This is a genomic window from Rhodopseudomonas palustris HaA2, from assembly GCF_000013365.1.
GTDB classification, from domain to species: domain Bacteria; phylum Pseudomonadota; class Alphaproteobacteria; order Rhizobiales; family Xanthobacteraceae; genus Rhodopseudomonas; species Rhodopseudomonas palustris_J.
In genome coordinates this window covers 4,599,832-4,618,324 of the sequence record NC_007778.1, presented here as the reverse complement: position 1 = coordinate 4,618,324, position 18,493 = coordinate 4,599,832, and the positions used below count along the sequence as shown (strand labels likewise).

Annotated in this window: 20 protein-coding genes; 16 read left to right on the top strand and 4 right to left on the bottom strand. The window is 65.9% G+C overall.

What is annotated here, in order from left to right:
* Positions 1-58: 58 nt before the first annotated feature.
* Both RPB_RS20400 and RPB_RS20395 read right to left on the bottom strand, forming a co-directional pair.
* Positions 59-526, bottom strand: coding sequence for a hypothetical protein (locus RPB_RS20400; protein WP_011442925.1), 468 nt, complete (start codon positions 524-526; stop codon positions 59-61).
* Between the two features lie 243 nt (positions 527-769).
* A complete protein-coding gene (locus RPB_RS20395) occupies positions 770-958 on the bottom strand; it encodes a hypothetical protein (protein ID WP_245258263.1) in 189 nt (62 codons plus the stop codon).
* Positions 959-1,377: 419 nt separating this feature from the next.
* On the opposite strand from RPB_RS20395, the gene RPB_RS20390 reads away from it, so the two are divergent.
* The 11 genes from RPB_RS20390 to RPB_RS20340 all read left to right on the top strand — a co-directional run bounded on the left by RPB_RS20390 (position 1,378) and on the right by RPB_RS20340 (position 11,844).
* A complete protein-coding gene (locus tag RPB_RS20390; protein WP_011442923.1) occupies positions 1,378-2,385 on the top strand; it encodes an ABC transporter substrate-binding protein in 1,008 nt (335 codons plus the stop codon).
* Positions 2,386-2,457: 72 nt separating this feature from the next.
* Positions 2,458-3,273, top strand: a complete 816-nt coding sequence (locus tag RPB_RS20385; RefSeq protein ID WP_011442922.1) for an ABC transporter permease — start codon at positions 2,458-2,460, stop codon at positions 3,271-3,273.
* A gap of 4 nt (positions 3,274-3,277) precedes the next feature.
* Positions 3,278-4,063, top strand: coding sequence for an ABC transporter permease (locus tag RPB_RS20380; RefSeq protein WP_011442921.1), 786 nt, complete (start codon positions 3,278-3,280; stop codon positions 4,061-4,063).
* The gene (locus tag RPB_RS20375) at positions 4,060-5,121 is read left to right on the top strand and encodes an ABC transporter ATP-binding protein (protein ID WP_011442920.1); all 1,062 of its coding nucleotides are present in this window, start codon (positions 4,060-4,062) and stop codon (positions 5,119-5,121) included. Before RPB_RS20380 ends, RPB_RS20375 begins: the two co-directional genes overlap by 4 nt.
* Positions 5,122-5,145: 24 nt before the next feature.
* The gene (locus RPB_RS20370) at positions 5,146-5,982 is read left to right on the top strand and encodes a phosphodiesterase (RefSeq protein ID WP_011442919.1); all 837 of its coding nucleotides are present in this window, start codon (positions 5,146-5,148) and stop codon (positions 5,980-5,982) included.
* Positions 5,983-6,122: 140 nt separating this feature from the next.
* Positions 6,123-6,485, top strand: coding sequence for a response regulator (locus tag RPB_RS20365; protein WP_041798378.1), 363 nt, complete (start codon positions 6,123-6,125; stop codon positions 6,483-6,485).
* Positions 6,486-6,670: 185 nt separating this feature from the next.
* Positions 6,671-7,504, top strand: a complete 834-nt coding sequence (locus RPB_RS20360) for an alpha/beta fold hydrolase (RefSeq protein ID WP_011442917.1) — start codon at positions 6,671-6,673, stop codon at positions 7,502-7,504.
* A 129-nt stretch (positions 7,505-7,633) separates the two neighbouring features.
* Positions 7,634-9,286, top strand: a complete 1,653-nt coding sequence (gene pgm, locus RPB_RS20355; RefSeq protein WP_011442916.1) for a phosphoglucomutase (alpha-D-glucose-1,6-bisphosphate-dependent) — start codon at positions 7,634-7,636, stop codon at positions 9,284-9,286.
* A 217-nt stretch (positions 9,287-9,503) separates the two neighbouring features.
* Positions 9,504-10,196: an NnrU family protein gene (locus RPB_RS20350; RefSeq protein WP_041798377.1), complete on the top strand. Its 693-nt coding sequence runs from the start codon at positions 9,504-9,506 to the stop codon at positions 10,194-10,196.
* Positions 10,197-10,323: 127 nt separating this feature from the next.
* On the top strand, positions 10,324-11,550 hold the full coding sequence (locus RPB_RS20345) for an NnrS family protein (protein ID WP_011442914.1): 1,227 nt from the start codon (positions 10,324-10,326) through the stop codon (positions 11,548-11,550).
* Between the two features lie 45 nt (positions 11,551-11,595).
* Positions 11,596-11,844, top strand: coding sequence for a DUF2249 domain-containing protein (locus RPB_RS20340; RefSeq protein ID WP_041798914.1), 249 nt, complete (start codon positions 11,596-11,598; stop codon positions 11,842-11,844).
* A 173-nt stretch (positions 11,845-12,017) separates the two neighbouring features.
* Here the strand turns inward: RPB_RS20340 and RPB_RS20335 are convergent, their stop codons facing one another.
* A complete protein-coding gene (locus RPB_RS20335) occupies positions 12,018-12,689 on the bottom strand; it encodes a response regulator transcription factor (protein WP_041798912.1) in 672 nt (223 codons plus the stop codon).
* 18 nt (positions 12,690-12,707) lie between these two features.
* Positions 12,708-15,035 carry a GAF domain-containing protein gene (locus tag RPB_RS20330; protein WP_011442911.1) on the bottom strand — a complete coding sequence of 776 codons (2,328 nt, stop codon included), beginning with the start codon at positions 15,033-15,035 and terminating at the stop codon, positions 12,708-12,710.
* Positions 15,036-15,388: 353 nt separating this feature from the next.
* Between RPB_RS20330 and pufB the strand changes: the two genes are divergently transcribed.
* The 5 genes from pufB to RPB_RS20305 all read left to right on the top strand — a co-directional run bounded on the left by pufB (position 15,389) and on the right by RPB_RS20305 (position 18,356).
* The gene (gene pufB / locus RPB_RS20325; protein WP_011442910.1) at positions 15,389-15,544 is read left to right on the top strand and encodes a light-harvesting antenna LH1, beta subunit; all 156 of its coding nucleotides are present in this window, start codon (positions 15,389-15,391) and stop codon (positions 15,542-15,544) included.
* Positions 15,545-15,556: 12 nt separating this feature from the next.
* Positions 15,557-15,736 (top strand): light-harvesting protein, encoded by a 180-nt coding sequence (locus tag RPB_RS20320; protein WP_011442909.1) that lies wholly within the window; start codon positions 15,557-15,559, stop codon positions 15,734-15,736.
* 189 nt (positions 15,737-15,925) lie between these two features.
* On the top strand, positions 15,926-17,347 hold the full coding sequence (locus tag RPB_RS20315) for a PucC family protein (protein WP_011442908.1): 1,422 nt from the start codon (positions 15,926-15,928) through the stop codon (positions 17,345-17,347).
* Positions 17,348-17,390: 43 nt separating this feature from the next.
* A complete protein-coding gene (locus tag RPB_RS20310; protein ID WP_011442907.1) occupies positions 17,391-18,053 on the top strand; it encodes a hypothetical protein in 663 nt (220 codons plus the stop codon).
* A gap of 12 nt (positions 18,054-18,065) precedes the next feature.
* A complete protein-coding gene (locus tag RPB_RS20305) occupies positions 18,066-18,356 on the top strand; it encodes a hypothetical protein (RefSeq protein ID WP_011442906.1) in 291 nt (96 codons plus the stop codon).
* The last annotated feature ends 137 nt before the right edge of the window (positions 18,357-18,493 follow it).

Sequence of the window (18,493 nt, the reverse complement as noted above, 5' to 3'; positions counted from 1 at the left end):
AGAGTGGCTTGCGTCTGTGGCCCCGCGTGCTGGCAACCCGCCGCTGGCCAACAGCGGGTCAGTTCATCGTGGCGGGCTCGCTGCGCGGCGCCGTCGCGTAGATGACCTTGTCGCCGACCGGATTGGACTCGATCGCCACCGTCGGGCGCACCAGTGGGCGATGGCTGCGATAGACCTCGAACGCGTACCAGGCGGCGACGACGAGCGCGATCAGACCGACCTGACCCGCCGGCAGGATCAGCGACAGCGCGATCAGGGCCACGGCGATGGTGCCGGCCTTCACGACGCTCTCGCTGTCGGTGAACATCGCGTTGAAGCGCTCCCAGTTCTCGCCCTTCCAGAACGGCGCGGTGAAGCGATCGAGGCCGAACCGCGTCCAGGCACCGCGGAAGCCGAGCTTGCGAGCCCACATCAGGTACAACGAGCCCGCAAACGCGAGCAGCGAAATCACAGCGCCGACGGGCCCGGCCGCATAGCCGATTACCACGATGAGAGCGGCGGTGAATGCAATGATCCAGTATTGCATCGGGTTACCCTATCACCCGCTTTGCGGGTGCCTTTCCAATTTGATTCGTTGGGCGGCATGAGCCGAGCCGAGTATGTGCCGATTTCTGTGAATACACCGCAAAAATATTGACTGGTAATCGTTGGCGTGCCTAGCACTTTCGCTAAAGGTAACTGGATGGGGGAATTTCAGCTATCAGCACGCGGGGTGCGGCGACCTGTCGCGATACGGCCGCATCGCTCCGAGTCTCTGTTCCACTGCCGATCAGCTTCGCTGTGTCGGCTCGAGGTTCACGGGCGCGGCCCGCGCGCGCATCGGCCGGCTCTCCGCCTCTGCAATCTTGGCGTCGCGCAGCCGCTTCGCATCGCGGCTCGCCATGAACGGCATCCCGATCTTCCGGGCCTTCACCTGCACGGATGATCGCGCCCGCTTCAGCGCGGCTGCGGCCCGCACGGCGGACGCTCCGCTCGCAATCAGTTCCTTGAGACGCTGAACCTGCTCGTCATCCCAAGGTCGACAGGCATTGCTCTTCGTTGATATCGGCATCGACAGCTGTCCCTTGCTCTCAGTCGAAATGGGTCAGTTCTGAACCGGGAGGGGAACAGTCGGCGCGCGACGAATGCGGGCCGGCCTCCGAAACGTTGTACGCTCCCGGAAGCACACCGCCTCCCGGACTCCCGAAGTCCTGCGCCTCAATCTTTGCGGGCAACGAAAGTTCCCTTTCCGCGAGGTGTTGCGACCGATGCACGCAGCGGGACCACTGCTGGCGGGTCAAACGTCTGTCGCAAACCTGTCACCTGCCGCCGGTAGGTGAAGCGCGGTGCACTGCGGAGGTACTCCGGCTTCGCGTTGCCGGCTCATCGGGAGATATCATGACGATTGCTCGTTTCGCTGCGGCGCTGATCGCGCTGTCGCTGTTCGCCGCCGCGCCGGCTGCAAAGGCCGCGGATGTGATCTGCTACAATTGTCCGCCGCAATGGGCCGACTGGGCGTCGATGCTCAAGGCGATCAAGACGGACCTCGGCTACGACATCCCGTTCGACAACAAGAACTCCGGCCAGGCGCTGTCGCAATTGCTGGCCGAGAAGAGTAATCCGGTTGCGGATATCGGTTATTTCGGCGTCAATTTCGGCATGAAGGCCAAGGCGCAGGGCGTCACCCAGCCCTACAAGCCGCAGCACTGGAACGAGGTGCCGGCCGGTCTCAAGGACGCCGATGGCGAATGGACCGCGATCCATTCCGGGACGCTCGGCCTGTTCGTCAATGTCGACGCGCTCGGCGGCAAGCCGGTGCCTGCGTGCTGGAAGGATCTGCTGAAGCCGGACTACAAGGGCATGGTCGGCTACCTCGATCCGCCTTCGGCAGCGGTCGGTTATGTCGGCGCGGTCGCGGTCAATCTCGCGCTCGGCGGCAGCGACGCCGACTTCTCGCCGGCGATCGGATTCTTCAAGGCGCTGCACGGCAACGACGCCATCGTGCCGAAGCAGACGTCCTACGCACGCGTCGTGTCGGGCGAGATCCCGATCCTGTTCGACTATGATTTCAACGCCTACCGGGCCAAGTACACCGAGAAGGGCAAATTCGCCTTCGTCATCCCGTGCGAGGGGTCGGTGGTGTTTCCCTATGTGGTCAGCCTGACCAAGGGCGCGCCGAACGCCGAGAAGGCGAAGAAGGTGATCGACTATCTGTTGTCCGACAAGGGCCAGGCGATCTGGACCAACGCCTATCTGCGGCCGGCGCGACCGATCGAACTGCCCGAGGCGGTGAAGTCGAAATTCCTGCCGGACGCCGACTACGCCCGCGCCAAGAGTGTCGACTGGGCCAAGATGGAAGCGGGCCAGAAGGCGTTCACTGATCGCTATCTTGCTGAGGTTCGCTGAGCGCCGGTTCGCTCGAACGTTCAACAATGCCATGATGCATCCGGCCGCAGCGCGGCCGGGTGCGGACCCGTGATGTCACAAAGATCGTTCTCACTCGCCTGCCTGACGCCGCTTGTGGTGCTGACGGCGGCATTCTTCGTTTTGCCGATGGCTCGGCTCGTGGTCGTCGGCGCCGGGGGGCCGCAGGGCGTCGCCGGCTATCTCGCCATCTTGCTCGAGCCGCGCTACCGCGCCACGCTGATCAATACCGTATTGCTGGCGAGCGCGACCACGCTCGCGACGCTGGTGATCGCCGCCATCGCGGCGATCTTCCTGCAGCGCCATCGTTTCCCCGGGCGCGCGGTCCTGGTCGCGATGCTGACCTTTCCGCTGGCGTTTCCGGGCGTGGTGATCGGCTTCCTGATCATCCTGCTCGCCGGGCGGCAGGGGCTGATCGGCGACGTCACGCGGCTGCTCGGCGGCGGCAAGGTGGTGTTCGCCTATTCGATCTGGGGGCTGTTCCTGGGCTATCTGTATTTCTCGATTCCGCGCGTCATCCTCACCATCATGGCGGCGGTGCAGAAGCTCGATCCCGGCCTCGAGGAGGCCGCCCGCTCGCTCGGTGCGAGCCCTTGGGCGGTGCAACGCGACGTCGTGCTGCCGGCGCTCGGACCGGCCTTCGTCGCCTCGGGCGCGATCGCGTTCGCGACCGCGATGGGGGCGTTCGGCACCGCCTTCACGCTGGCCACCAATATCGACGTGTTGCCGATGCTGATCTACACCGAGTTCACGCTGGCGGCGAACTTCGCCACCGCCGCGTCGCTGTCGGTCGGTCTCGGGCTGATCTCCTGGGCGATGCTGGCGCTGGCGCGCTCGCTCTCGGGCGGCACGGTCGCGGCGACCGGTTAGCATCATGCGCGACCGCCTGATCTTCGCCGGACAATTGCTGTTCACGCTACTGGTCGCGGCGTTTCTCGTCGTGCCGGCCCTGCTGTCGATCATGGCCGGCGTCACCGAGAATTACTTCCGCGGCATCTCGTCGGGCGTGACGCTGCAATGGGTCGTGCAGGTCTGGGAGCTCTATGCCGACTCCATCCTGTTGTCGTTCGTGATCGCCTTCGCGACGCTGACGCTCACGCTGCTCGTCGGCGTGCCGGCCGCCTATGCGCTGCATGTCCGCGGCGGCCGGCTGTCGCGGCTGATCGAGGAGATCATCACGCTGCCGCTGGCGATTCCGGGCCTCGCCATCGCGCTGGCGCTGCTACTGACCTATGGCGGCTTCGGGACGTTCCGGCGATCATGGCTGTTCATTCTCGCCGGCCATGTGGTGTTCACGATGCCGTTCATGGTGCGCTCGGTGATGGCGGTGTTCGCCACCATCGACATCCGCACGCTCGACGAAGGCGCGGCCTCGCTCGGCGCCTCGCCATGGCGACGGTTCGTCGACGTTATCGTGCCGAATGCGCGGCCCGGCATTCTCGCCGGCGCGCTGATGGTGGTGACGCTGTCGCTCGGCGAATTCAACCTGACCTGGATGCTGCACACCCCGCTGACCAAGACGCTGCCGGTCGGATTGGCCGACGCCTACGCCTCGATGCGGCTCGAAGTGGCCTCGGCCTACACGCTGATCTTCTTCATCATGATCGTCCCGCTGCTGGTGGCGATGCAATTGTTGGCCGAACGGGAGCCGAAATCATGAAGGCGGATGCCGGACACGGCGTGGCGGTGCGGATCGAAACCTGCGGCAAGACCTTCGCCGACGGCACCCAGGCGCTGGCGCCCGCGACGCTGGATATCGCGCGCGGCGAGACGCTGGTGCTGCTCGGGCCATCCGGCTGCGGCAAGACCACCATGCTGCGGATCATCGCCGGCCTCGAACAGCCCGATCCCGGAGGTCGGGTGCTGTTCGACGGCGCCGACATGACGCGCGTGCCGATCGAGCAGCGTAATGTCGGCATGGTGTTTCAGTCCTACGCGCTGTTCCCGAACATGACCGTGGCCGACAATATCGGCTACGGGCTGAAGATCCGCGGCATCGGCAAGGCGGAACGCGCCGCGCGGGTCGCGGAACTGGTGAGGCTGACCAACATCACCGGACTGGAAGATCGCCGGATCGACCAGCTCTCCGGCGGCCAGCGCCAGCGCGTCGCGCTGGCGCGCGCGGTCGCGATCCGTCCCGGCATCCTGTTGCTCGACGAACCGCTGACCGCGCTCGACGCTGCACTTCGGGACCGGCTGCGCGGCGAACTCAACCGGCTGCTGCGTTCGCTCGGCATCACCACGATCTACGTCACCCACGATCAGTCCGAAGCGATGGAACTCGGCGACCGCATCGTGGTGATGAGCAAGGGCGCGATCGCGCAGATCGGCGCGCCGCGCGAGATTTACTTCCGGCCGACCAGCCGCTTCGTCGCCGAGTTCGTCGGCGCCGCCAATATTCTCGAAGCCGCGATCGTCGACGGCCAGCTGCGGCTTCCGGGCGGGCGGCTGGCGCTGGCTGACAGCAGTTCGCGGCCGCGGGTGGTGGCGATGATCCGGCCGGAGACGATCGCGATCGTTCCGCCGGACGCCGCGTCGCTGACCGGCCTCGTCGACAGTGTCAGCTTCGTCGGCGATCGCCAGCGCATCGTAGTTTCGGGCGCGGCCGAGCGGCTGTTGTCGATCGACGCATCGAATGCCGCGGCGATTCGGGTCGGCGACCGGATCGGGCTCGCGGTGGCGCCGGAGGCGATCCGGCTGCTGCCGGACGCTCCATGAAAGATGACTGACAGAGGAACGACAATGGCGCACAAGCCGATTCTGATCGCGCAGATTTCCGATCTGCATATCAAGGCGCCGGGCAGCCTCGCTTACGGCAAGGTCGATACCGCGCTGGCGCTGGAACGCTGCGTCGCCACGCTCAACGCGCTGGCGCCGCGGCCCGACCTCGTGGTGATTTCCGGGGATCTCGCCGATACGCCGACCGAAGAGGAATACGCGCATCTCGGGCGGCTGCTGGCGCCGCTGCAGATTCCGTTCGTCGCGGTTCCGGGCAATCACGATTCGCGCGAGCTGATGCGGAGCGCCTTCGCGCAGCCGCTGTTCACGGCGGAAGGCGCGCTCAATCAGGTGCAGCCGGTCGGCGACATCGACGTCGTGCTGCTGGATTCCAGCGTGCCCGGCCAACCGCACGGCGAACTCGACGCCGACACGCTGCAATGGCTCGATGTGGTGTTGTCGTCGTCCGACCGGCGGCCGGCGCTGCTGTTCCTGCATCACCCGCCGTTCCGCACCGGGATCTGGCACATGGATCGGCAGAACCTGCACAACGCCGCCGCGTTCGCGACGATCGTGGAGCGCTATCCCTGGGTCAAGCTGGTGGCTGCGGGCCATGTCCATCGCGCGACGCTCACTCAGTTCGCCGGCGTTCCCGCCACGATCTGCCCGGCGCCGAACCATGCCGTCGCGCTCGATCTCGGCGAACTCCTCGAACCTTCGTTCCGGATCGAACCGCCGGCTTTGCATCTGCATGCCTGGTATGCCGACGACGGCTTCGGCGAGCTCGTCACCCATTCTATCCCGATCGGCGATTACGACGGGCCGCATCCGTTCTTCGGTCCTGACGGAAAGCTGCTGTGAGTTCCGACGCGGCATCGCCAGGAACGAACCGAGGCGGTCGGAAGTACACAGGTGGATTTACCAATGTCGCCTGAAACCGGAACGATCGGGCGCTGTAACCTTTGACTGACCTCACACGAGGTTGAAGGATGCACCGATCGATGAGCACCAAATTGGTCGTCCTCGTCGTCGAAGACGAAGCACTACTGCGCATGAACGCGATCGACATGATCGAGGACGCCGGATTCGAGGTGCTCGAGGCGAGCAATGCCGACGACGCGATCGCGATTCTCGAGGGCCGCGACGACATCCGGGTCGTGTTCACCGACATCCAGATGCCGGGTTCGATGGATGGGCTGAAGCTGGCCCGCGCGGTGCGGGGCCGCTGGCCGCCGATCAAGATCATCGCCACCTCGGGCCGGGTCAACGTGTCCAGCACCGACCTGCCGGACGGCGGACGGTTTCTGGCGAAGCCTTATACGTCGCGCGATGTGACGAACCTGCTCACGGAAATCACCGCCTGAGGGGAATTTCTGCCTGACGGAAGCCTGATGGGATGCCGCGGCCGGCCCGGTTTCGGGTTTTGCGCTGCAGCGAAAGTCGCGGTTTCCAAAATTTAATCTATCCCGTTCTAATCGATGGTCTTTCCGAGTTAGTGTGACGGTCCAAATATAGAGTCCAAGAAGGTAACGGCCGCAACGGATCATCGATGAAACGAGCATTGACAGTGTTTCTGGGGCTGAGCGCGGTGGCTGCCGTCGCGTATTTCACGTTCAGCCATTGGGCGATCCGGCACGAGACGCTGAGCTTCTACGACGAAGCGCGGAAGCGGCCGATCGCCGTCTACCTCGCGGTGCGACGCGACGCCGAGATGAAGGCGGAGGCCGGTCTGTCGACGTTGCCGGTCGCCATCGTCAGCCACGGCAACACCGTCAAGAACACCGAATATTCGTTCCTCGCCAACGTTCTCGCGGCGCGCGGCTATCTGGTCGCGAGCATTCAGCACGATCTGCCGACCGACGCGCCGCTGATGACGCATCAGGGCTCGCTCTATGTCGGGCGGCTGGCGGTGTACGAGCGCGGCGAAAAGAACATCTTCTTCGCCGTCAACCAGCTCAAGAAGATCGTCCCCAGCGCCGATTACGAGCATCTCACGCTGGTCGGGCATTCCAACGGCGGCGATATTTCGATGTTCTTCGCCCAGCAGCACCCCGCATTGGTGCGGCGGGTGGTGACGCTGGACAATCTGCGGGTGCCGTTCGTAACGTCCGGCTTCGCCAAGATTCTGTCGTTCCGTTCCAAGGACCCGCACTTCAAGACCGATCCCGGCGTGCTGCCCGATCCGAACGTCGCCAAACAGGCCGGCATCGAGATCGTCGACACCGGCGCCCAGCACACCGAGATGAGCGATCGCGGTCCGGACAGCGTCAAGGCGCGGATCCAGTCGACGCTCGACCAGTTCCTGTCGGAGGACGCCAACAGCAGGATCGGCCCGGTCGACACGAGGCGGCTGAATGCCGACCCGAGCGCGATGGGGCCGTAGCGCCCTCGGCGCCGTCAACGCCCCGTCGATGCGAACGGTCCAGGCGCGCGGCCTTGACGATTGCCGCAGGGCAGGCGAGGGATCGCGTCCTGATCCGGGCGTTTCTCGATCACGGCATGGAGTGCGACAATGGCTGCGAAGGTAAGCCCGCTGGCGGGCAAGACCGTCGACCCCAACAACCTCGTCAACGTGCCGCGCCTGGTGACGGCGTATTTCGCCGGCAAGCCTGATCCGAAAGTCGCATCCGAGCGCGTCGCGTTCGGCACCTCGGGGCATCGCGGCTCGTCGCTCAACAACGCCTTCAACGAGGAGCACATTCTGGCTGTGAGCCAGGCGGTTTGCGACCATCGTGCCGGCGCCGGCATCACCGGGCCCTTGTTCATCGGCATCGACACCCATGCGCTGGCCGAGCCGGCGCTGGTCAGTGCGCTGGAAGTGTTCGCCGCCAACGGCGTGGACGTGGTGATCGACCAGCACGGCGGCTACACGCCGACGCCGGTGATCTCCCACGCGATCCTGACGCATAATCGCGGCCGCGACAGCGGCCTCGCCGACGGCGTGGTGGTGACGCCGTCCCACAATCCGCCGGAAGACGGCGGCTTCAAGTACAATCCGCCGAACGGCGGCCCGGCCGATACCGACGTGACGTCCGTGATCGAGAAGGCCGCCAATGCGCTGCTCGAAGGCGGCCTGAAGGGCGTCAAGCGCATCCCGTACGACCGCGCCCGCAAGGCCGACAACGTGCACCGGCGCGACTACGTCACGCCCTATGTCGAGGATCTCGCCAACGTCGTCGACATGGAGGCGATCCGCAGCTCCGGCGTCAAGCTCGGCATCGATCCGCTCGGCGGTGCGGCGGTGCATTACTGGCATCCGATCATCGAGCGCTACAAGATCGACGCGAAAGTCGTCAGCGACGCGGTCGATCCGACTTTCCGTTTCATGACGCTGGATTGGGACGGCAAGGTGCGGATGGACTGCTCGTCGCCTTATGCGATGGCGCGGCTGATCGGGATGCGCGACGATTTCGACGTCGCCTTCGCCAACGACACCGACGCCGACCGCCACGGCATCGTCACCCGCTCCAGCGGACTGATGAACCCCAATCACTATCTCGCGGTGGCGATCTCCTATCTGTTCGCCAACCGGCCAGAATGGGGCGCGGGCGCCGCGATAGGCAAGACCGCGGTGTCGAGCGCGATGATCGATCGCGTCGCCGCCAAGATCGGCCGCAAGGTTGTGGAGACCCCTGTCGGCTTCAAATGGTTCGTCGACGGGCTGATCGGCGGCGGCTTCGGCTTCGCCGGCGAGGAAAGCGCCGGCGCCTCGTTCCTGCGCCGCGACGGCAGCGTCTGGACCACCGACAAGGACGGCGTCATTCTCGGCCTGCTCGCGGCGGAGATCACCGCCAGAAGCAAGGCCGATCCCGGCGAGATCTATCAGCGCTTGACATCCGAACTCGGCGCGCCGTTCTACGCGCGCATCGACGCGCCGGCCTCCGCCGCGCAGAAGGCGCTGTTCAAGACGCTGACCGCCGACAAGCTCGGCATCCGGGAACTCGCCGGCGAGCCGGTCACCGCGACGCTGACCAACGCGCCGGGCAACAACCAGCCGATCGGCGGCGTCAAGGTGACGACCGCCAACGGCTGGTTCGCGGCGCGGCCATCGGGCACCGAGGACGTCTACAAGATCTACGCCGAGAGCTTCGTCAGCGCCGAGCATCTGACGCGCATCCAGCACGAGGCGCAGGCGGCGCTGAGCGCGATGTTCGCGGCAGGTTGAGTGCGGCGTTGCAGAGCGTCCTCCCGAGCTTCCGGGGTGCGGCTTTCGAGAGCGTCATCCTGAGGTGCTCGCCGTCTTCGGCGAGCCTCGAAGGACGACGCGTCGCAGGTGGTGAGTCCGACGTATTTGCGGCCCATACTTCGAGGCTCGCTGCGCGAGCACCTCAGGATGACGTGGGCGTGTGTGGTCATGGCCGCGGGCAGGCCGAGGTGACGAATTGATCGGCTGGACCGAATTCGTCGCGGCGTTCGTCGTGTTCCTGCTCAGCCACGCCATTCCGGCGCGGCCCGCGGTTCGCGCCAAGCTGGTGCAGGCGCTCGGCGAAACCGGCTTCCTGATCGCCTACAGCGCCGAGTCGCTGATCGTGCTGACCTGGCTGATCATCGCCACCGGCCGCGCCCCCTTCGTCGAATTATGGCCGTTCGAGCCCTGGCAGATGTGGGCGCCGAATCTGGCGCTGCCGCTGGCCTGCCAGTTCGCCGCCTTCGGCGTCGGCGCCGCCAATCCGCTGTCGTTCGGCGGCGATCCGAACAAGCGCTTCGATCCGGAGCAGCCGGGCATCGTCGGCCTCGTCCGGCATCCCTTGCTGTGGGCGATCGGGCTGTGGGCCGCCGCGCATGTGGTGCCGAACGGCGATCTCGCCCACGTCCTGCTGTTCGGCTTCTTCGCGCTGATCGCCTTGGCCGGCATGGCGATCATCGATAGCCGCAAGCGGCGACGGATGGGCGCCGACGCATGGAACGCGCTCGCCGCGCGCACCTCGTTCTGGCCGTTCGCGGCGCTGGTCAGCGGCCGGTTCCGGCCGCGGAGCTGGCGGATCAGCCTCACGCGGCTCGCGATCGGCCTCGCCGCCTGGCTCGTGCTGCTGCTGCTTCATCCACTGGTGATCGGGGTTTCGCCGCTACCCTGAAACGCTTCCAAACGGAGCCAGTCGCAAATCGTTCGCGAGTTTGCTCTGGCACAACCTTGCGGAGGCTTGCGGCTCCTAAATCCATTGGACGCTGGCGGAGCACCGCCGCGAACATCCGGTGGACGCCATGAGCAGCACGACGATCGATCCTTCCGCTTCCGGCCCGGCCAAGCGCAAGCCGGTGCCGCGCTATCGCGAGCAGGGCGGCTTGACCCTGCTGTCCGCCGGCTTCCGGCCGTTCTTCTTCTTCGGCGCCGTGTTCGCGGCCGTCGCCGTGCTGCTGTGGCTGCCGGTGTATTACGGCGACCTGACGCTACAGACCGCGTTCGCGCCGCGCGACTGGCACGTCCACGAGATGCTGTACGGCTATCTGCCCGCGGTGATCACCGGCTTCCTGCTCACCGCGATCCCGAACTGGACCGGCCGGCTGCCGCTGCAGGGCAGGCCGTTGCTGGTGCTGGTGCTGACTTGGCTCGCCGGGCGGCTGTGCGTGACGTTCTCGGCCGATACCGGCTGGCTGGCCGCGATGCTGGTCGATGCGAGCTTCATGGCGCTGGTTGCGCTCGCTGCCGCGCGCGAAATCGCCGCCGGGAAGAACTGGAGCAACCTCAACGTCGTCGCGCTGCTCACGCTGCTGCTCGCCGGCAACATCGCCTTTCATCTCGAGGCGCATGTCAACGGCACCGCCGATTACGGCATCCGCGCCGGCATCGGCGTGGTGATCCTGCTGATCTCGCTGATCGGCGGACGGATCACGCCGAGCTTCACCCGCAACTGGCTGGTGCGCGAGAATCCCGGCCGGCTGCCGGTTCCGTTCAACAAGCTCGACATCGCGATCGTCGCCTTCAGCGCCGCGACGCTGATCCTCTGGACCGTGTTGCCGATCAGCATGGTGACCGGCACGGCGCTGGCGCTGGCGGGCGTGGCGCATCTGGTGCGGCTGGCGCGCTGGGCCGGCGATCGCACGCTGCGGGATCGGCTGCTGCTGGTGTTGCATGTCGGCTATCTGTTCGTGCCGCTCGGCTTCCTGCTCACCGCCTGCGCGGCGTTCGGGCTGGTTCCGCCCAGCGCCGGCATGCACGCCTGGATGGTCGGCGGCGCCGGCATCATGACGCTGGCGGTGATGACCCGCGCCTCGCTCGGCCATACCGGGCAGGAATTGCGGGCGTCGCTGCCGACCCAGGCGGTCTATCTCGCCGCCCTGGTCGCCGTGATGGCACGCGTCGGCGCGGCGCTGCTGCCGTCGTGGAGCGATCCGTTGCTGCATCTCTCGGTGCTGGGCTGGTCGGTCGCCTTCCTCGGCTTCGCGCTGAGCTACGGCCCGACGCTGCTGGCCCGTAGCAAGCCGCATTGACTGTGTCCGCCGCGCTTCGACGACTGACCTCGCAGGAGAACCATGATGACCGACTTCGCCTCCGCCACCGAACGCGTTCTCGACGTGCGCGAGATCCCGCCCCAGCAGCGCCACGAGATCATTCCGCGGCTGTTCGACAATCTGCAGCCGGGGCAGGGGATGCAGATCATCGTCGATCACGACCCGCGGCCGTTGCGCTACTTCTTCGAATCCGTCCACGGCGATGACTGCCAGTGGAACTATCTGGAGCAGGGCCCGGAGGTGTGGCGCGTGGAGCTGCGGCGGGCGGCTTAGCTGATGTCTTCTTTCTCCTCGCAATTCAGCAGGTCCTTCCGGGATGTGCGCCGACAGGCGCGCAGACCCGGAATCCCGAGCTGGTGGAGGAGGGCGCAGAACATCTCGGGATTCCGGGTTCGCTCGCTGCGCGAGCGCCCCGGAATGACGTTCGATCAAATAGCGAAGTCTAGCTACGGGTCCGCCAGCCAGCCCATGCTGAGCGCGAAGCGCACCACTTCGACGCGGTTGTGGAAGCCGAGCTTGGCCATGCCGCGGGCCTTGTAGGTCTCGACGCTCTTGGCGCCGATCTGCAGCTTGGCGGCGATCGTCTTGTTGCTGTGGCCGACGGCGGCGAGCCGCAGCACCTCGATCTCGCGGGTCGACAGTTCGGACACCGCGCTGTGCTCCTCGCTGTTGTGCACATGCGGCGCGCTGCGGCCGATCGCGCGGCCGGCGATCGCCGGATCGAGATAGATGCCGCCGGTGCCGACCGCGTGAATGCCGCGGATCAACTCCTCGGTGGCGGAGCGCTTCAGCACGTAGCCGGACACGCCGAGATCGAGCAACTGGCGCAGATAAGCGCCGTCCTCGTGCACGGTCAGCACCAGCACCCGGCATTCGGGACAAGCGGCGAGAAATTTCCGGGCTACCTCGATGCCGTTCAGGCCGGGCATCGACAGATCGAGCACCGCGACGTCGGGCCGCAATTCGGTCGCGCGACGCAGCGCGTTCGGTCCGTCGCTCGCCTCGCCCACGACCTCGAGGGCGGGATCGCCGGCGACGAGCGCCTTCATGCCGCTGAGCACGACCGGATGATCGTCGGCGAGGAAGACGCGCAATCGGGAGGGGGCCTGCTGGTCCATCGGATGTGCTTCCATGCTTTACAACGGAATTCGTGCGTATAGAGCGGTGCCCTTGCCGGGCGCGGATTCGATTTCGAGCGAGCCGCGGACCAGCGTCAGCCGCTCGCGAATGCCGAGCAGGCCGAGCCGCTCCGGCGGGAGACCGGCATCGGGATTGACGAAGCCGCGGCCGTCGTCCTCGACCACCATCGTCACCTGCTGGTCCGACAATCGGAGGATGACGCTGACATGGCTCGCGGCGGCGTGGCGGACGATGTTGGTCAGCGCTTCCTGCAGCACGCGATACAGGGTGGTCTCGATCGCCGGCGGAAGTCGGCGGTCGCCGAGCGTCATGTGCAGGTCGAACTGCACCTGCGCCTTCTCGCTCCAGGCGTCGAGCAGATGCTGGATCGCGGTCTGGATGCCGAGATCGTCGAGCGCGGTGGGCCGGATCTCCCACGCCAGCCGGTTGACCTGCTGGCCGATATCGGCGGTGAGGCTCCTCATGCCGGCGATGCGGTTCTGCAATTCGCCGTTGTCCGGCGCGACCTGCCCGAGATTTTCGAAGCCGAGTTGCAGCAACGTCAGCGACTGGCCGAGCGTATCGTGCAGCTCGCGCGCGATCCGCAGCCGCTCGGCTTCCTGATCCTCGACCGTGCGGCGCAGCACCTGCGACAGGTCGGCCTCGACCGAAACTCGCCGCCGGGTCTCTTCCTGGAGCGTCTGGGCGACGTCGTGCGACCGGCGCAGCCCGAGTTCGACCTGCCGCATCAATTGTTCCTGCAGCAGCCGCGCGGATCGGCGTTCGCGGGCGATGCCGTCGATCCGCCGCAGCACCACTTCGAGCAGCGACAGCCGCAGTCGGTGCGCGGCCTCGATCTCGGAGGCGCGCCACGGCTCGGCATGGAGTCGCACCGATTCCTGCCACGCGGCGAAGCTGCGGCGCGGCGTCAGAAATTCGCCGCCGGGGCCGACGCCGACCGGCTTGTTCGGATTGCCGGCCCAGGTGACGGTGCGCACCACTTCGGGCCGGAACCACAGCACGTAGTCGCGCGGCGATTTCGACAGCGACAGCGCCATCAGGCCGCTGGCGCAATCGGCATAGGCCTTCGCCGGCGGATAGATCAGCGGCAGGCCGTCGGTGTGGAACACGCCGTCGTTCGAGTTGGCCGTCAACCAGCCGATCAGCGCTTCGGTCTGGGCGGCGTCCGGGGTGCGGCCGAGGCCGGTGAACTGACCGTCGATCCACAGCGCGACGCCGGTCCCCGGGATGAAGTCGAGTAGATTGGGATGAAACCGGATCAGACCTTCGGCGAGGTCGGATTCCTGGCTCATCCGCGTCACCAGCTCTTCGTGGATCCGGGTGCTGCGCAGCCGCGCCTCGAGCTGTTCGGCGGCGACCTTGGCCTCGAGCTGCGACGACGCCATCTCGGCGAACAGCTCGCACGCCTCGCGCATCCGGTACGGCAGATAGCGCGGCGCGCTGTGATGGCAGGCGATCAGCCCCCACAACCGGCCGTGCTGGATCATCGACAGCGACATCGACGCCACCACGCCCATATGCGCCAGATACACCCGGTGCGCCGGCGACACGCTGCGGATCACGCTCTGGCTGAGGTCGAGCCGCAGGCCGGTGCGCGGATTGACGGCGGGCGTGATCGGCGCCGGCGCGTAGCGCGCATCGGGAATCGCGCGGATCCAGTTGGTGAGATACAGCGCGCGGGCCTGCTTCGGGATGTCCGATTCCGGATAGCGCAGCCCTAGGAAACTCTCGATGCCGGCTGCGCATGATTCCGCGATCACTTCGCCGCTGTCGTCGGCGCTGAAGCGATAGATCATCACCCGCTCGAAGCCGGTGACCGCGCGGAGCTCCGCGACGATCGCTTCGCAGAACGCCTGCACCGTTCCGGCGCGCTGCACGTGCCGGATCATCGACTGCACCAGCGCCAGCGAATTCTCCGGCGCTGGCTCGCGGCGCGGATCGAATTCCAGAACCAGCAGGCCCGACGACTGATGCACCACGACATCGATCGGCGTGGCGTCGGGCGCGGTCAACGCGAAGGCGTGCAGCGGCCGCTCGATCCTGCGATCCGGGCCGAGCAGGGCGCGCAACCGCGCGATCTGGTCGGACGACAGGATCTCGGTGGCGTGGCGGCCCGGCAGCGGTCCGGCCGGCGCGCCCGGCAGCAACGTCGTATCGCCGCTGGCGTGGACGATCCGCAGATCGTCCGGCGCCAGCGCCAGCAGGGCGCCGTGCGGCTGGATGGAACCGGGCAGATGAATCGCTTCGCGCTCGCATCCGGACTGGCCGAATGCCTCGAATTCTGCGACTATCAACTCGGCCGAATTGTCAATGCCCGAGTTCATCACGTTTTACTCAATTTTCCGTGTCCGGGAGTCGGCGGACCGGCTTGAGGATGTCCGGTATGACACGGACACCCCCCAGTGTCATGTTAAATTGACAAAGATGTGTGTCAGGATCATCTTACAATCACTCGGATGTGATCGATAGGGCGAAAGCCTCGGCGGCACCCGGGCCTGGACGAACCCGCATCGGTCCCGCGTCCCGAAGCCAGCTTCTGGCGGCGATGGCGCGGACGGATGATCAGACGGACAGGAAAGTTGCTGAGACCAAACGAACTTTGTTCGGCGTAGCAGCGAAAACGACCTACGTGCAGGTTCAGCACGGAATGATCGAAAGTCTCTGAGGAGGTTTTACTATGGCAGACGATCCGAACAAGGTCTGGCCGACTGGCCTGACGATCGCGGAATCGGAAGAGCTCCACAAGCACGTCATCGACGGCACGCGCATTTTCGGCGCGATCGCGATCGTGGCGCACTTCCTGGCGTACGTTTACTCGCCCTGGCTGAAATAAGGAGTATCGAAAATGAACCAAGGTCGCATTTGGACTGTGGTCAAGCCGACCGTTGGCCTGCCGCTTCTGCTGGGCAGCGTCACCGTGATCGCCATCCTCGTTCACTACGCCGTGCTGTCGAACACCACCTGGTTCCCCAAGTACTGGAACGGGAAGACCGCGGCGATCGAGAGCTCGGTCACCATCGGCTGATTGCAGCTTCGTTGAAGCTGTTGTGGCTGGACCGGGATCCATGGGTCCCGGTCGCTTGCTTTGTACCTTGGTCGAGGCGCGGTGGCGGTTTGATCTGCCGCAGATCATCTCTGGCCGCAAAGTGGTGCTGTTCATTCGGTTATCGGTGACCGTCGTCGCCGGCCCCTTGCAAGCTGGATTTGCTGGACGATGAACGCAGTCAGCCAAAAAATGATGAGAGTCTGGGCCTCTATGGGGTCTCGCTTTCTGCCGTTCGCGGATGCGGCGACGCCGGATCTGCCGCTGTCGCGGTTGCTGCGCCTGTCGCTGTTTCAGGTGGCGGTCGGGATGTCGCTGGTGCTGCTGGTCGGCACTTTGAACCGCGTGATGATCGTCGAACTCAACGTGCCGGCCTCGATCGTCGGCGTGATGGTCTCGCTGCCTTTGCTGTTCGCGCCGTTCCGCGCGCTGATCGGTTTCAAATCCGACGTCCACAAATCCGTGCTCGGCTGGCGGCGCGTTCCCTTCCTCTATAAGGGCACGCTGGTGCAATTTGGCGGCCTGGCGATCCTGCCGTTCGCGCTCCTGGTGCTGTCCGGCAGCGGCGATGCGGGCAACGCCCCGGTGTGGATCGGACAATTCGGCGCGGCGCTGGCGTTCCTGCTGATCGGCGCCGGCGTTCACACCACCCAGACCGTGGGCCTTGCGCTCGCCACCGACCTCGCCTCGCCGGAATCGCGGCCGAAGGTCGTCGGCCTGATGTACACCATGCTGATGTTCGGCATGATCGCCGCGGCGATCGTGTTCGGCATGCTGCTCGCTGATTTTTCGCCCGGCCGGCTGATCCAGGTGATCCAGGGCTCGGCCGTCGTCACCATCGTTCTCAACGGCATCGCCGTCTGGAAGCAGGAAGCGCGGCGCACCTCCGGCGCGACGCAGGCGACCGCGCATCCCGGCGCGCCCTCCGCGAGCTTCCGCGAATCCTGGGACGTCTTCATCCAGGGCAAGGACGCGATGCGCCGGCTGATCGCGGTCGGCTTCGGCACCATGGCGTTCAGCATGGCGGACGTGCTGCTCGAACCCTATGGCGGCCAGATCCTGTCGATGTCGGTCGGCGACACCACCAAGCTCACCGCGGCGCTCGCGGTCGGCGGTCTGCTCGGCTTCGGCCTCGCCTCGCGCGTGCTGAGCCGCGGCGCAGATCCGTTCCGGATGGCGAGCTTCGGCTCGCTGGTCGGCATTCCGGCCTTTCTCGCGGTGATCTTCGCCGCCGAACTGCAGGGCGCCGCGTCGGTGCTGACATTCGGCTGCGGTACCGCGCTGATCGGCTTCGGCGCCGGCCTGTTCGGCCACGGCACGCTGACCGCGACGATGAACGCCGCGCCGAAGGACCAGGCCGGCCTCGCGCTCGGCGCCTGGGGCGCGGTGCAGGCCTCCGCGGCGGGCGTGGCGATTGCGCTCGGCGGCATCATCCGGGATCTCGTGACGGCGTTCGCTCCGCAGTTCGGCCCGGCCGCGGGTTACAACGCCGTCTACGGCCTCGAACTGCTGCTGTTGCTGGCGACGCTGGCGACGATGGTCCCGCTGATCAAGCGACGGGACACATTGTTGATGCAGGGACAACTGAACTGATGCAGGGCGGCTCTCTCCGCCCTGAGACTGAAACGGAGTAACTATGACCCAGATTGTCACCCGGTTGTACGATTCCAGCAGCAAGCTCGCTGCGTTGGAAGCCGACCTGAAGAAGAACAACTACAAATATGCCGTCGTCACCGGCACTCAGGCCGGCAAGTCGAGCTCGGTGGACGACATCATCGCGGCGATGGGCCGGGCTTACGTGTCGCGCGGCGACGCCCGGACCTATGCCGACTACGTCAAGAAGGGCGCCGTCGTGGTCGCGGTCCAGGCCGAGTTCGGCTTCGCCGCCAAGGCGACGACGATCCTCGACAGCTACGGCCCGAACAAGATCAGCTTGCAGTCGTCGTCGTCGTCCGCCGTCGAGATGAGCGAAGCGACGCCGTTCTCCAACATGATCCATGCCAAGACGCTGCTCGACACGTCGGGCAAGTACAAATCCTATTCCGGCGACTGGCTGCTCGTCGACAGCGACAAGACGTTCTCCGGAACGCCGCTCGTGATCAGCAGCAAGGGCCCATACCAGTCGTTTTCCGGAACGCCGCTGCTGCTCGACAGCAGCGGTCCCTACAAGTCCTTCTCGGGGACTCCTCTGTTGCTGGACGACAGCGGTCCGTACAAATCCTATTCGGGCGAGCCGCTGCTGCTCAACAATCCGACCATCTTCTCCTCCTGGCTGGGCCTGCCAGTGCTCTCCAAGTAAAGGAATTTGACCATGAGCGAATACAAAGGACACTCCGGCACTCCGCTGATTCTCGAGCAGAAGGGCGAGTACGAAAGCTATTCCGGCACGCCGCTGCTGCTGAAGCAGGAAGGCGAGTACAAGAGCTTCTCCGGCACGCCGCTGATCCTCGAACAGAAGGGCGAGTATCAGAGCTTCTCCGGCACGCCGCTGCTGCTGAAGCAGGAGGGCGAATACCAGTCGTTCTCCGGCACGCCGCTGCTGCTGAAGCAGGAAGGCGAGTACAAGTCGTTCTCTGGCTATCCGCTGCTGCTCAACATCTGAGCCGGCCGCGGCCGATCGGCCACGAAGCGCCGCGGGCAGCAATGCCCGCGGCGTTTTGCGTTTCGGCGTCCCGGTGCCTCGCCGCCCGGTCGGCGAGGCGCGCCCGGCGGCGCGACGATCGGCAGCGTCCGGTGTCG